Source organism: Prevotella sp. P2-180 (assembly GCF_002251435.1).
GTDB lineage: Bacteria > Bacteroidota > Bacteroidia > Bacteroidales > Bacteroidaceae > Prevotella.
On the sequence record NZ_NPJI01000023.1, the window covers coordinates 1 to 14,103 of the forward strand.

Annotated in this window: 9 protein-coding genes and 1 pseudogene; 9 read left to right on the forward strand and 1 reads right to left on the reverse strand. The window is 48.8% G+C overall.

The annotated features are described in order from the left end of the window. From CIK98_RS17910 to trmD, 5 genes and pseudogenes are all read left to right on the forward strand, one after another. Positions 1–183, forward strand: a pseudogene (locus CIK98_RS17910) (DNA-binding protein); the annotation flags it as partial. A 246-nt stretch (positions 184–429) separates the two neighbouring features. After that, a complete protein-coding gene (locus tag CIK98_RS17915; protein ID WP_172409793.1) occupies positions 430–552 on the forward strand; it encodes a smalltalk protein in 123 nt (40 codons plus the stop codon). Between the two features lie 193 nt (positions 553–745). Next, the gene (locus CIK98_RS02975; RefSeq protein WP_094382799.1) at positions 746–3,631 is read left to right on the forward strand and encodes a putative LPS assembly protein LptD; all 2,886 of its coding nucleotides are present in this window, start codon (positions 746–748) and stop codon (positions 3,629–3,631) included. 22 nt (positions 3,632–3,653) lie between these two features. After that, a complete protein-coding gene (locus tag CIK98_RS02980) occupies positions 3,654–5,915 on the forward strand; it encodes a cation:proton antiporter (RefSeq protein ID WP_094382800.1) in 2,262 nt (753 codons plus the stop codon). A gap of 8 nt (positions 5,916–5,923) precedes the next feature. Beyond that, the gene (trmD, locus tag CIK98_RS02985) at positions 5,924–6,601 is read left to right on the forward strand and encodes a tRNA (guanosine(37)-N1)-methyltransferase TrmD (protein WP_094382801.1); all 678 of its coding nucleotides are present in this window, start codon (positions 5,924–5,926) and stop codon (positions 6,599–6,601) included. Between the two features lie 38 nt (positions 6,602–6,639). On the opposite strand, the gene CIK98_RS02990 is transcribed toward trmD, so the two are convergent. Continuing rightward, complete coding sequence (locus CIK98_RS02990) at positions 6,640–7,491, reverse strand: patatin family protein (protein WP_094382802.1); 852 nt, start codon at positions 7,489–7,491, stop codon at positions 6,640–6,642. Between the two features lie 110 nt (positions 7,492–7,601). On the opposite strand from CIK98_RS02990, the gene CIK98_RS02995 reads away from it, so the two are divergent. From CIK98_RS02995 to CIK98_RS03010, 4 genes are all read left to right on the forward strand, one after another. Continuing rightward, positions 7,602–9,005: an aminopeptidase P family protein gene (locus tag CIK98_RS02995; protein ID WP_094382803.1), complete on the forward strand. Its 1,404-nt coding sequence runs from the start codon at positions 7,602–7,604 to the stop codon at positions 9,003–9,005. 40 nt (positions 9,006–9,045) lie between these two features. Beyond that, the gene (locus CIK98_RS03000; protein WP_094382873.1) at positions 9,046–10,248 is read left to right on the forward strand and encodes an aminopeptidase C; all 1,203 of its coding nucleotides are present in this window, start codon (positions 9,046–9,048) and stop codon (positions 10,246–10,248) included. 198 nt (positions 10,249–10,446) lie between these two features. Next, positions 10,447–12,171: a single-stranded-DNA-specific exonuclease RecJ gene (gene recJ / locus CIK98_RS03005; RefSeq protein WP_094382804.1), complete on the forward strand. Its 1,725-nt coding sequence runs from the start codon at positions 10,447–10,449 to the stop codon at positions 12,169–12,171. A 7-nt stretch (positions 12,172–12,178) separates the two neighbouring features. Next, on the forward strand, positions 12,179–14,089 hold the full coding sequence (locus tag CIK98_RS03010) for an ATP-dependent DNA helicase RecQ (RefSeq protein ID WP_094382805.1): 1,911 nt from the start codon (positions 12,179–12,181) through the stop codon (positions 14,087–14,089). Positions 14,090–14,103: the final 14 nt, after the last annotated feature.

Sequence of the window (14,103 nt, forward strand, 5' to 3'; positions counted from 1 at the left end):
GACGTGAAGAAGGAACTGATGACCACCGCAGTGAGCATCACCTGCTACGACCGCAACGGAAAGGTGGTGAAGCGCGTGAACTCCAGTGACTCTGGCGTGATAGAGGACCCTGAGAATCCGAGTGGAGGTGAGGATGCCGGTGCCGGCGGAAGCGGCGGCGGTGGCGACGACCTGGGACAGTAAACTTTAAAAGGTAAACCTTAAAGAAGTGGTAATTCCCTACGAAGGGTATTTTTTAAAACAAAGAGATAAAGAGGGAAAGAGTCGTTTTTGTTGATGGAGTAGGTCGCAAGCGACAGAGGAAAAGAGGTTTTGCGCAGCTCTCTATAAGCTCTAAATGCCTTGGCATTCAACCTCTATCATTATACAAATACTCTTAAACTCTTAAACTCTTTGGTAAAATAAAGTGAACTTTAAAAAATTACGATTATGAGTACAACTAATAAAACGAATACTTGGAAGCTGATACTTCAGCTGATTGTAGCCGCACTGTCGGCAATAGCCACTACGCTCGGAGTGACGAGCTGCATGGGTGCCAATGTGTACTTCTAAGTGAGAGCTAGGTGTGATATTTAATAAATAAATGAATTGAACCTGGCGGTTATCTAATTAATCCAATATGATTTCCACCAGGTTCATTTGTTTTTGGACTTTAGGTCATATATCGCTCAACTTTTCGTTAAAAAATGTGTTAAATACGGGAAAGGCATATAGTTTTCAACATTTTTGCAGTAATTTTGCAGCCGTGAGAAAAAATACATTCATATTTCTGATGGTTTTCGCACTGGCGTTCATCTGGGCAGAGACACCAAAGGCTTTTTTCTCAGGCTTGCAAAAAACAGATAACAATGACTCGACAAGCTTGAAGGAAGATAATGCTCCCCTCGACACCATAGCAAAAACCACACCAGAAAAAATCGACACTACAGCTACGGCAGAGGGTCCTGACACTACTAAGATGGACTCCCTACAACTCGCCATTTACCATCATAACAAGGCCATAGACGACTCCCTGGCCTTCGACAGTATCAACAGAAAGAGGAAAAACGGTATCGACTCGCCTGTGGAATATACAGCCGAAGACTCCCTGACTTACGAGGCAGCCTCGGGACTTGCATTCCTCTACGGCAACTCTAACGTGAAGTATCAGGACATGGACCTGAAGAGCGACCAGATATACATGAACCTCGACAGTAGCCTCGTGCATGCCACAGGCTCCCGAGACTCCACCGGAGCCATCTTCGGCACACCTGTGTTTGAGATGGGCAGCGACAAGTATGAGAGCGACACCATGGCCTTTAACTTCAAGACAAAGAAAGGTCTCATCACCGGTGTATATACACAGCAGGAGGACGGATTCCTCACCAGCGAGATATCTAAGCGAAACGACAAAGGGGAGATGTTTCTCATGCACGGAAAATACACCACCTGCGACAACCCACACCCCGACTTCTACATAGCCATGTCGAGAGCAAAGGTAAGACCGGGAAAAGACGCTGTGTTCGGTCCGGCATACCTCGTGGTGGCCGACGTGCCACTGCCGCTTGCCATTCCCTACGGCTTCTTCCCCTTTACCAAGAGCTACTCCAGCGGACTTATCATGCCCACATACGGCGACGAGACTGAACGGGGATTCTACCTGCGCGACGGAGGATACTATTTCGCCATCAGCGACAAGATGGACCTGAAACTCCTCGGCGAAATATACACTAAAGGCTCATGGGGACTGTCTGCCGCCTCTAACTATACAAAGAGGTATAAATACAGCGGCTCGTTCTTCGCGTCATACCAAAACACCATCAACGGCGAGAAGAACATGCCGGACTACATGAAACAGACTTCGTTTAAGATACAATGGAGCCACCGGCAAGACCAAAAGGCCAACCCTTTCCGCACCATTCAGGCAAGCGTGAACTTCGCCACAAGCAGCTACGAGAAAAACAACCTCACCTCGATGTACAACCCGCAAAGCTATGCCCAGACAACACGTACATCGTCGGTGTCGATGACCAACACCTTCTCAAGCATCGGAATGACATTAAGCTCTACCATGAACCTGAACCAGAACATGAGAGACTCCACCATCTCCATGACCCTGCCAGACCTCAACATTTCGGTAAGCCGATTCTATCCGTTCAAAAGAAAAAAGGCTGCGGGAAAGGAACGATGGTATGAGAAAATATCAATGTCGTACACCGGACAACTCTCAAACTCCATAACCACGAAAGAAGACAAACTGCTGCACTCCAGCCTTACAAGAGACTGGCGAAACGGCATGAAGCACTCTATACCCATCAGCGGAAACTTCACGCTCTTTGGATACCTGAACATCAACCCGTCGATAAACTTCAGCGACCGAATGTACACCACCAAGGTTACAAAGTCGTGGGACGAGACAAGACAGGTGGAACGATCTGACACCACCGACGGATTCTACAACATTTACGACTGGAACATGAGCGTGTCGGCTTCAACAAAACTCTACGGATTCTTCATCCCGTCGAAAAAAATCTTCGGCGACAAGATACAGGCCATCAGACACGTCTTCACCCCACAGGTGAGCTTCAACTACGCCCCTGACTTCAGTGCGTCGCGCTACGGCTACTACGAGACTTACCAGAAGACGGACAAGGACGGAAACGTGTCGCTCGTGGAATATTCACCATATACGGGCGGCCTCTTCGGAGTGCCGGGGAAAGGCAAGACGGGGAGCATATCGATGGACATCTCAAACAACTTAGAGATGAAGATAAAGTCGGACGACGACTCCACGGGATTCAAGAAGATAAGCCTCATTGACGAACTCGGAGCGTCAATGTCGTACAACATGGCAACCGACATACGACCATGGAGCGACCTCAGCACCCGACTGAGACTGAAGCTCACCAAGAGCTACACACTGAACCTCAACGCCACCTTCGCCACATACGCCTACGAACTCGACGAAGAGGGAAAGCCTCGACTCAGCGAACATACCACGCTATACAGCCAGGGAAAGTTCGGACGGTTCCAAGGCATATCGCAAAACCTCTCTTACACGCTCGACAACACAAAGGTGATGAACTTCATCAAATGGCTAAAGGGAGAGAAAGTGGAAAAGAAAAACGACAAAAACAATAAGAACGGCCTCGACGATGATGACGAGGACGACGAATTCAACCGCGAGACCAACGAAGACGACACCATGCAGAAAGGACAGAGGGGAGCAAGGAAGGAAAACGCGGGAAAGGCTGAGACCGACGACGACGGATACATGAAGTTCTCTATGCCATGGTCGCTGAGCTTCGGCTATGGTATAAGCATGAGGGAAAACACAGGCGGTGACTTCAACTACGACAAGATGCGCTACCCCTACTCCTTCACACAGACACTCAACGTGAGCGGCAACGTACGTCTGAGCGACGGATGGAACATCAGCTTTTCTTCCGGCTACGACTTCGAGAACCACAAGATCTCAATGACCACCGCCTCGCTCGGACGCGACCTCCACTGCTTCAACATGTCGTGCTCGGTGGTGCTCGCACCATATACAAGCTATAACTTCTCGTTCAGATGCAACGCCGCCACGCTTACCGACGCACTGAAGTATGACAAGCGAAGCAGCTATAGCAATGCTATACAGTGGTATTAAGTAACACATAAGCAATATAGATATGTCCGAGATACCTACGTTAGTCAACGACCTCGCCCTCATACTGGTAGTGGCGGGAGTGGTCACGATACTCTTCAAGCGACTGAAACAGCCGCTCGTGCTCGGGTATATCGTGGCAGGATTTGTCGTAAGCCCACACATGCCATACACCATGTCGGTAATGGACAAGGCCAACGTGCAGACATGGGCTGACATCGGGGTCATATTCCTGCTCTTCTCCCTCGGCCTCGACTTCTCTTTCAAGAAAATACTCAAGATGGGAGCGGCACCGGTGATAGCCGCCATGACCATCATCTTCTGCATGATGCTGCTCGGCATCACGGTGGGAAAGGCGTTCGGCTGGAGCCAGATGAACTGCCTCTTCCTCGCTGGAATGCTCGCCATGTCGTCCACCACTATTATATATAAGGCATTCGACGATATGGGACTGCGGCAACAGCAGTTTGCGGGACTCGTCATGAGTGTGCTCATACTCGAAGACATTCTCGCCATCGTCATGATGGTGATGCTGTCGTCGGTGGCACAGGGCAGCAGTCCCGACGGGGGCGAGATGCTCGGAAGCGTCATGCGCATAGCCTTCTTCCTCATACTATGGTTTGTGGTGGGCATCTCGGTCTTGCCCATGTTTCTGCGCAGCGTGAGAAAACTCATCACCGAGGAGACACTGCTCGTAGTGGCACTTGGACTATGCTGCCTCATGGCAGTGGTTTCCACCCACGTGGGCTTCAGCAGCGCCTTCGGAGCGTTTGTAATGGGAAGCATACTGGCAGAAACCATTGAGGCGGAAAATATAATTAAAGTGGTGGAACCGGTGAAAAACCTCTTCGGCGCAGTGTTCTTCGTTTCCGTCGGCATGCTTGTCGACCCTGCCATACTCGTGAGCTACGCCATGCCAATAGCCATACTCGTGGTAACCATAGTGGCAGGACAGTGCCTCTTCGGCTCGGTAGGTTACCTGCTTAGCGGACAGACCCTCCGCACTGCCATGAAATGCGGTTTCTCGATGGCACAGATAGGTGAGTTTGCTTTCATCATCGCTTCTTTGGGACTCTCACTGGGGGTAATCGACAATTTCCTATATCCTGTGGTAGTAACAGTGTCGGTCATCACCACCTTCCTCACACCCTACATGATACGTGCCGCCGAGCCTTGCTACAGCTTCCTCGACCGCCATCTGCCCCGGAAGGCCATCCTCTTTCTAAACAACATCACCATAGCGCAGCCTTCGGGAGCGGGAACACGCAACAACTGGAAGAGCCTGCTGCTGCAGATGACTGTCAATATAGTGATCTACTCCATACTCTCCATCACCGTCATAGCGCTCATGCTATCCTTCTTCCTTCCATTCGCCATCCACCTGCTGCCACAATGGCCATGGGCAGCCAACACGCTATGTGCCCTGCTCACGATACTGGCCATGTCGCCTTTCCTGCGTGCGATGGTGGTGAAGAAAAACCATAGCGAGGAGTTTAAGGCGCTATGGGCGGAAAGCAGGCTGAACCATCTGCCGCTGATGTTCACCATACTGGTGAGAGTGGTCATAGCCAGTTCGTTCGTATTCTATGTGGTGAACTATCTGAGCCGCTTCGGTACAGCTCTCGCCGTGGCCATAGCCATAAGTGTCATCACCCTCTTCGTGCTATCCCGCGGACTGAAACGCCGCTCGATAATGCTCGAACGAATGTTTATGCAAAACCTACGCTCGCGCGACATCGACGCCCAGATGCGCGGACGCAAACGACCGCTCTATGCCGGTCACCTGCTCGACCGCAACATTCACATCAGCTTCGTCGACGTGCCTGCCGACTCCAACTGGATAGGCCGCAGCCTTCAGGACCTCGCCTTCCGACAGCGCTTCGGTGTACATGTGTGCAGCATCTTCCGTGCCAACCGACGCATCAACATACCCACTGCCGACGAGCAGCTCTTCCCCTACGACCGACTTCAGGTAATAGGCGATGACAGTCAGCTCTCGAAGCTTGCGGAGGCGATGAAAAGCGAAGTGAACGACCTCGAACTCGACATACGCAACAGGGAGATGAAACTGCGGCAGATGGTCATCAACGGCACGTCGCCTCTGCTCGGCGTGTCACTGCGCGACAGCGGCATTCGCGACCGCCACAAGTGTATGGTCATTGGCCTGGAAGAAGGCAAGGAACGACTCTCACCCATCGCCCCGGCAAGAAAATTCCGCAAGGGCGACATCGTGTGGATAGTGGGAGAGGAAGAGAACCTGAAAGAACTGGAAGACATGAAAGAATAAACAGAAATATGAGAATAGACATTATATCAGTATTGCCCGAAATGATAGAGGGTTTTGTACACGAGTCCATACTCGCAAGGGCACAGAAAAAGGGACTTGCGGAAATTCACCTGCACAACCTGCGCGACTACACTCTCGACAAGTGGCGCCGAGTGGACGACTATCCCTACGGGGGATTCGCCGGCATGGTGATGCAGTGTGAACCCATCGACCGATGCATCAGCGCCTTGAAGGCAGAACGTGACTACGACGAGGTGATATATACCTCTCCCGACGGCGAGCAATTCAACCAGCACATTGCCAACGACCTCTCGCTCCTTGGCAACATCATCATACTATGCGGCCACTACAAAGGCATCGACCACCGCATACGCGAACATCTCATCACACGCGAGATAAGCATTGGCGACTATGTGCTCACGGGAGGAGAACTGGCGGCGGCTGTCATGGCGGACGCCATAGTAAGGGTTGTGCCTGGTGTCATAGGCGACGAGCAGAGCGCACTCTCCGACTGTTTCCAAGACGACATGCTCTCCGCCCCTATCTACACCCGCCCCGCCGACTACAAAGGCTGGAAGGTGCCCGACATTCTGCTCAGCGGCAACGAGGCGAAAATTAAGCAATGGGAGTTTGACCAGGCCATGGCCCGCACAAAAGCCCTCCGCCCAGACCTGCTTAAGGACTGAGAGAAGGCAATATCACTTCTGAAAAAAGATTTTCTGACTTACTGTTCAAGATACCGTAAGCAAAACTCTTCACCAAGGCGGAAGCCTTCCTCATACAAGGCCTCCAGCTTGACAGGGTCTTTTTCTATGCGGTCGACATCCATGGGGCGCTGCGGACGAATGACGAGTATCTCGCCACGGTCTTCCATCTGTTCAACCATGTCGAGCTGCTGGTTGTAGACCTTGATGCGATGGCTCAAGGCTACACGAAGGCGCGGATACTTCTTATATATGAAACCAGGTATCTTGCGGTCGCGACCAGTGTTGCGAAATCCACGGTTGCGAGTCATCACCACCACATTGAACTTATGACCCGTCTCAATGGCACGCATCACCGGAAGGCTGTCAACTATGCCTCCGTCGAGATACGGCTGACCATCCACCTCCACCACCTTGCTCACATAAGGCAGGCTACTGCTGGCACGCGCTATGTCGAGAAGACGCTGCCTGTTGCCTGAATCCTCTACAAGATACTCGGCACGGCCTGTGGCACAATTGGTGACCACCATCTCAAAACGGGAATGGCCGGCGAAGTAGGTGTCGTAGTCGTAAGGTATGAGCTCGTTGGGAAAACGGTCGTATAGAAGTTCAGGGTCGAAGATGCAACCCTGGGTGATGAGGTGACGAATACTAAGGTAGTTGTACTTCACAAGCATGTCGATGTTTGACAAACGGGCACGGCGGGGCTGACGGCTGGCATACGACAAGCCATTGCAGGCCCCTGCCGACACCGCCACTATATAGCGGAAATACAACTGATGCTTCATAAACGCGTCGAGCACTCCACTCGTAAAAACACCTCGCATACCTCCTCCTTCAAGCACAAGACCTGTATTTCTGTTAATTAGCATAATTATTAGCCTATAAATATTAAAAAATCGGTGCAAAGATACTACATTTTCAGAAAAAAACACTACCTTTGCGAAATAAAAGTCAATAATTCATCTAAATTTAATACAACATGTTCACAAAAGAGACTTACATCAAGCGTAGAGCCAAACTGAAGGAATTGGTGAAAAGCGGGATTATAGTTCTGTTCGGCAACAACGAGTCGCCAATGAACTATCCTAATAACACGTACTACCCATTCAGACAGGACTCGTCGTTTCTCTACTACTTCGGACAGCACAGAGACGGACTGGCGGGAGTGATAGACATCGACAACAACCGCGAAATACTAATAGGTGACGACATCGACATTGAAGACATCGTTTGGTTGGGAAAGGTGAACAGAGTGGCCGAAATGGCTGCTGAAGTGGGGGTAGACAACTCAGCACCAATGAAGGCTCTGAAGGACATATGCGACGAAGCAAAGGCAAAGGGACGAAAAATACACTTCCTGCCGCCATACCGCCACGACATCATGATACAGATAATGGACCTGCTGGACATTCACCCCTCAAAACAAAAAGAGGCTGCGTCGCTCGAGCTCATAATGGCTGTGGTGAAACAACGAGCTACAAAAGAGCAACAGGAAATAGAGGCTATAGAAAGGGCATGCGACGTGGGATATCTAATGCACACAACGGCTATGAAGGTGACACGAGCCGGACTGACTGAAAAATACGTCGGAGGCATCATTGACAGCGTGGCTCTCTCGAACGCCACAAAAAACAGCTTCCCAACAATCTTCAGCCAGCATGGAGAGATAATGCACGGAATACCAAGTTATGACATACTGGAGGAAGGACGACTCGCACTGTGTGACTGCGGATGCGAACTCGATGACTACTGCTCCGACAACACACGAACATTCCCCGTGGCCAACAAGTTCACACAGCGACAGCTTGAAATATACTCCATAGTGGAGGCTTGCCACGACTATACTCTGGAGGTGGCTAAGCCTGGTGTGAAATGGATGGACGTACACATGAACGTGTGCCGGCTGATGACCGAAAAACTGAAAGAACTGGGACTGATGAAGGGCGACACGGAAGAGGCAGTGAAAGCTGGTGCACACGCCATGTTTATGCCTCACGGACTGGGACACATGATGGGAATGGACGTACACGACATGGAAGGACTGGGACAGATATACGTAGGATTTGACGAGGAAACAAGACCAAACCTCGAACAGTTTGGTACAAACTGCCTGAGAATGGGACGACGACTGGAGGAGAACTTCGTGATGACCGACGAGCCTGGCATCTACTTCATTCCAGACCTCATCGACAGCTGGCGTGCCAGCGGCCACTGTGCCGAATACCTTAACTTCGACAAAATCGAGACATACAAGGACTTCGGCGGAATAAGACTTGAAGACGACATACTCATCACCTCCGAAGGATGCCGATTCCTTGGCAACAAGCGCATACCTTATCATCCTGCAGATGTGGAAAGGTATATTGAGGAAAACAGATGTTGAGAAGAATAAAAATATAAACAAAATAACAATTAACAGAAAAATGAAAAAACTTATGCTTATGTCGCTGGCGGCTCTCATATCACTGAGCGCTGGCGCACAAGAGAAAAAAGATGGTGAGAACAAGAACAAACCCGTATTCACCACTATCAAGGAAAACAAAATCACGAGTATCAAAGACCAAAACCGTAGCGGCACATGCTGGGACTACTCCACCCTGTCGTACTTCGAAGCCGAAATCCTGAAAAAGACAGGAAAGACTTACGACCTTTGCGAGTCGTTTGTGGCTAACAAGACTTACATGGACCGTGCCATACAGGTGGTGAGACTTCACGGCGACTGCCAGTTTGCACAGGGAGGCTCTTGCTACGACCCACTCTTCTGCATGCAGCACTATGGCATCTGCCCAGAGGACGCCATGCCTTTCCCTGGTTCACTCTACGGCGACTCACTGAACAACTTCAATGAGTTTTTCGCTCTTATGGAGCCATACGTGGCTGCCGTGTCGAAAGGCAATTTCAAGAAGCTCTCTTCACAATGGAAAGTGGGACTGCAGGGAATACTCGACGCATACCTCGGCAAGTGTCCTGAGACATTCACATACGAAGGAAAGCAATACACTCCACAGACTTTCATGCAGAGCCTGGGAATAAATCTCGACGACTATGTGACCATCACTTCTTACACACACCACCCGTTCTACACCCGCTTTGCTGTAGAAGTGCAGGACAACTGGCGCAACCCACTGTCGTGGAACCTGCCCTTGGACGAGATGATGAGAGTCATAGATAACGCCATAGCAGAGGGATACACCATAGCATGGGGAGGCGACGTGAGCGAGGAAGGATTCACACGCAAAGGTCTTGCCTATGCTTACAACACAAAAGAGATGGAAAGCCTACAAGGAAGCGACATGGCAAAATGGATGAGACTCGAACCTAAAAAGAAAACCGCAATAATCGACTCCTTGGGATGTACAGTACCCGAAATCACTCCTACACAGGAGCGTCGCCAGCAGCGCTACGACAACTGGGAACTGACCGACGACCACGGCATGCTCATCTTCGGCGTGGCAAAAGACCAAAATGGCAAGGAATACTATATGGTGAAGAACTCATGGGGCGAAACAGGCGACTACAAAGGCATCTGGTATATGACCAAGAGCTACATTGCAGACAATACCATGGACTTCATGGTAAACAAAAATGCCATTCCTAAGGACATAAGGAAAAAGCTCGGAATTTAATTCCGCATAAATGAAAAGTGAAGAATGAAGAATGTTTTTAAACAACTATCTTCATTCTTCTTTTTATATACATTTTTTAAAAAATCAAAAAAAAACGGGGTTCTGTACGGATATATTGATTTTTTTTCGTAATTTTACACGCTGATTGCACACTTGCGTGAAATCATATACTACACAGAAAGAAAAAAAACAATATAAATGCATTTTAAATGGAACTACGAAACACCCTCTGCCGAAAGAACACAAGCAGCTAAAGAACTGGCTGAAAAAATCGGAATGAGCCCAGTACTCGCCGATCTTCTCATAAGAAGAGGCATAAAAACCGAGTCGGCGGCAAAACGATTCTTCAGACCTATGCTAAGCGAACTCATCGACCCATTCCTTATGAACGATATGGACATCGCAGTAGACAGACTCAACGATGCCATGGGACGTAAGGAGAGAATAATGGTGTATGGTGACTACGACGTAGACGGATGTACCGCCGTGGCTTTGGTATATAAAGTTCTGCAGCAGTTTTATTCAAACATCGAATACTATATACCTGACAGATACGACGAAGGATACGGAGTAAGCAGGAAAAGCATAGATGAAGCTAAGGAAAGAGGTGTGAAACTCATCATCGTTCTCGACTGCGGCATAAAAGCCAACGAAGAGATTGCCTATGCCAAAACACTGGGCATAGACTTCATTATTTGCGACCATCACGAACCCGACGACGAAATGCCGCCGGCTGTGGCTATTCTCAACCCTAAAAGAAAGGACTCTACTTACCCGTTCCACCACCTGTCGGGATGCGGCGTGGGATTCAAATTCATGCAGGCGTTTACTAAAAACAATGGCATTCCGTTCTCTAAACTCATGTCGGTGCTCGACTTCTGCGCTGTAAGCATAGCTTCTGACATAGTGCCAGTGACTGGTGAAAACAGAACACTCGCCTTCCACGGTCTGAAACAGATTAACCAAAACCCGTCGGTGGGACTGAAAGCCATCATCAAAATATGCGGACTGGCGGGAAGAGAACTTACCATGAGCGACATAGTGTTTAAAATTGGTCCAAGAATAAACGCTTCGGGACGTATGCAAAACGGAAAAGAGGCTGTTGACCTGCTCGTGGAGAGAGACTTCAAAACCGCACTGCTACAGGCAAGCCAGATAAACGGATATAACGAGCAAAGAAAGGACATCGACAAACAAATGACGGAAGAGGCTAACCAAATAGTTGAGAAATTGGAAAACCAACAGCATCTCTCGTCAATTGTGCTTTATGGAGAAAACTGGAAAAAGGGCGTGATTGGAATAGTGGCATCAAGACTCACCGAACTGTATTTCAGACCTACTGTCGTGCTCACCATTGTTGAAGGAATGGCTACCGGATCGGCAAGAAGCGTGGCGGGATTCGACATCTACGACGCAATAAAAAGCTGCCGAGACCTGCTCGAAAACTTTGGAGGTCACACATACGCCGCGGGACTCTCGATGAAAAAGGAAAACATACCGGAATTCAGAAGGAGATTTCAAAATTATGTAAACGATAACATAAAGCCCGAACAGACACAGGCTATTCTGGATATTGAGGAGGAGATAGACTTCAAAGATATTACAAAAAAAATGCTCAACGACATCAAGAAGTTTGCTCCCCACGGACCATACAACCCAAAACCGCTGTTCTGCACACATGAGGTGTATGACTACGGTACAAGCAAAGTGGTGGGAAAACAACAGGAACACATAAAGCTCGAACTCGTAGACAGCAAGTCGAGCAACGTGATGAACGGCATCGCTTTCGGACAGTCGGGCTCTGCCATGTTTATAAAAAGCAAACGCAGTTTCGACATTGTGTATACAATAGAGGAAAACGCATATAAGCATGGCGAGGTGCAGTTGCAAATTGAGGATATCAAACCATCGACGAAGGAATAACCAAACAATGACGGAAGAAACATTTCGGGATATCCTCCGAAAATATTGGGGATACGACAATTTTCGAGGCATACAAAGTGAGATAATAAACAGCATCAGCCAAGGGAAAGACACTCTCGGGCTGATGCCTACAGGCGGAGGAAAGTCGGTCACTTTCCAAGTTCCTGCCATAGCCATGGATGGGGTCTGCATCGTTATCACACCTCTCATCGCACTCATGAAAGACCAAGTGGAAAACCTAAGGAAAAGGGGAATAAAGGCGGCGGCTATTTACTCCGGAATGACTAACGACCAGATTATTTCAACACTCGAAAACTGTATCTTCGGAGCATACAAACTGCTCTACGTGTCGCCTGAACGACTATCCTCCACTTTCTTCCTAAAAAAAATTAACCACGCACACATCAGTTTCATCACCGTAGACGAAGCACACTGCATCACACAATGGGGCTACGACTTCAGACCTTCTTACCTGAAAATCAAAGACTTCAAAAAAATATTCCCCGACACCGCCATACTCGCTCTCACTGCCACAGCCACTCCTGCCGTAGTGGAAGACATACAAAGACAACTCGACTTCAAATGCGACAACGTGTTCAGAATGAGTTTCCTAAGGACTAATCTGGCATATATTGTAGAAAAACCTATAAACAGACTTGAGAAGACTACACAACTCATAGAAAACGCTAAAGGGAGTTGCATAGTATATGTACAGACCAGAGACGATGCAAAAAATTTGGCGGAATATCTGAACGAAAATGGACAAAGCGCCACTTTCTACCACGCACATCTCGATAGCACAGTAAAAAACGACAGACAAGAGAGATGGAAAAAGGGCGAAATGAAGACTATGGTGGCAACTAACGCTTTCGGCATGGGTATCGACAAACCTGACGTGAGAATGGTTGTACACTACGAATGTCCTTCAAGCATAGAGGCTTACTTCCAAGAAGCGGGAAGGGCTGGAAGAGATGGAGAGATGGCTAAGGCTGTGCTTCTATACGACTATAACGACCACAAAAGAATACTACAGACCATTGCCGACAGCTTTCCTGAAAAGGATTATATAAGAAAGGTATACGACGACTTGGCTTACTTCTTCCAAGTGGCACTCGGCGATGGCTTCAACTGCAACTTCGAGTTTAACACCGAAAGATTCTGTCGCACATTCAAACATTTTCCCACAAAGGCATTGGCGGCAATAAAAATACTGGTGCAGTCGGGATATCTCGACTTTTCAGACAGCGACGACAACAAGTCGAGAGTGAGATTTCTGTTACAACGTGACGAACTCTACCGGCTGAGAAACAACTCACACGAGGAGGACATGGTGATTGAGACTCTGCTGAGATTTTATGGAGGACTCTTTGTTGACTATACTTTCATCGACGAAAGCAGCCTTGCCCAGCGTTTAGGACTGGACAGCGAGAGGATTTATGTCATACTGAAAAGTCTGAATGAGAAAAATATCCTGCACTATATACCACGCAAGAAGATTCCTCACATACGATACAAACAGCGACGGGAAGACTCACAAAGACTTGTAATACCAAAGGCTGTATATGAAGACATGCACGACAGGGCTATGGAGCGTGCTATGTCTATCATCAACTATGCCGAAAACAACAACTTGTGTCGCAGCAGACTTCTTCTCAACTATTTTGGCGAGAAGACAAAGCACAACTGCGGGATGTGTGACTTCTGTACAAACCGGAACAACGAGACTGCTGCCGACGACAAGAATGCTGTACGCGAGGCATTGATCAGGAAAATACTCGATTTTCTTGCCGACGGCAAACGTCACCAGGTGTATGAACTCATGAATCTCAGCGACGACACTACAGCTCTCGCCGACACCATTACTTTCATGACCCACGAAAGAATGTTCGGGTTTAAAGACGGGGAAGTGTTCCTGTAATCCTGCTACCTCTC

What these genes read in the sequence shown, in the direction of transcription:
- CIK98_RS17915 (WP_172409793.1), top strand. Translation starts at nt 430, where the DNA reads ATGAGTACAACTAATAAAACGAATACTTGGAAGCTGATACTTCAGCTG.
- CIK98_RS02980 (WP_094382800.1), top strand. Translation starts at nt 3,654, where the DNA reads ATGTCCGAGATACCTACGTTAGTCAACGACCTCGCCCTCATACTGGTA.
- trmD (WP_094382801.1), top strand. Translation starts at nt 5,924, where the DNA reads ATGAGAATAGACATTATATCAGTATTGCCCGAAATGATAGAGGGTTTT.
- CIK98_RS02990 (WP_094382802.1), bottom strand. Translation starts at nt 7,491, where the DNA reads ATGCTAATTAACAGAAATACAGGTCTTGTGCTTGAAGGAGGAGGTATG.
- CIK98_RS02995 (WP_094382803.1), top strand. Translation starts at nt 7,602, where the DNA reads ATGTTCACAAAAGAGACTTACATCAAGCGTAGAGCCAAACTGAAGGAA.
- CIK98_RS03000 (WP_094382873.1), top strand. Translation starts at nt 9,046, where the DNA reads ATGAAAAAACTTATGCTTATGTCGCTGGCGGCTCTCATATCACTGAGC.
- recJ (WP_094382804.1), top strand. Translation starts at nt 10,447, where the DNA reads ATGCATTTTAAATGGAACTACGAAACACCCTCTGCCGAAAGAACACAA.
- CIK98_RS03010 (WP_094382805.1), top strand. Translation starts at nt 12,179, where the DNA reads ATGACGGAAGAAACATTTCGGGATATCCTCCGAAAATATTGGGGATAC.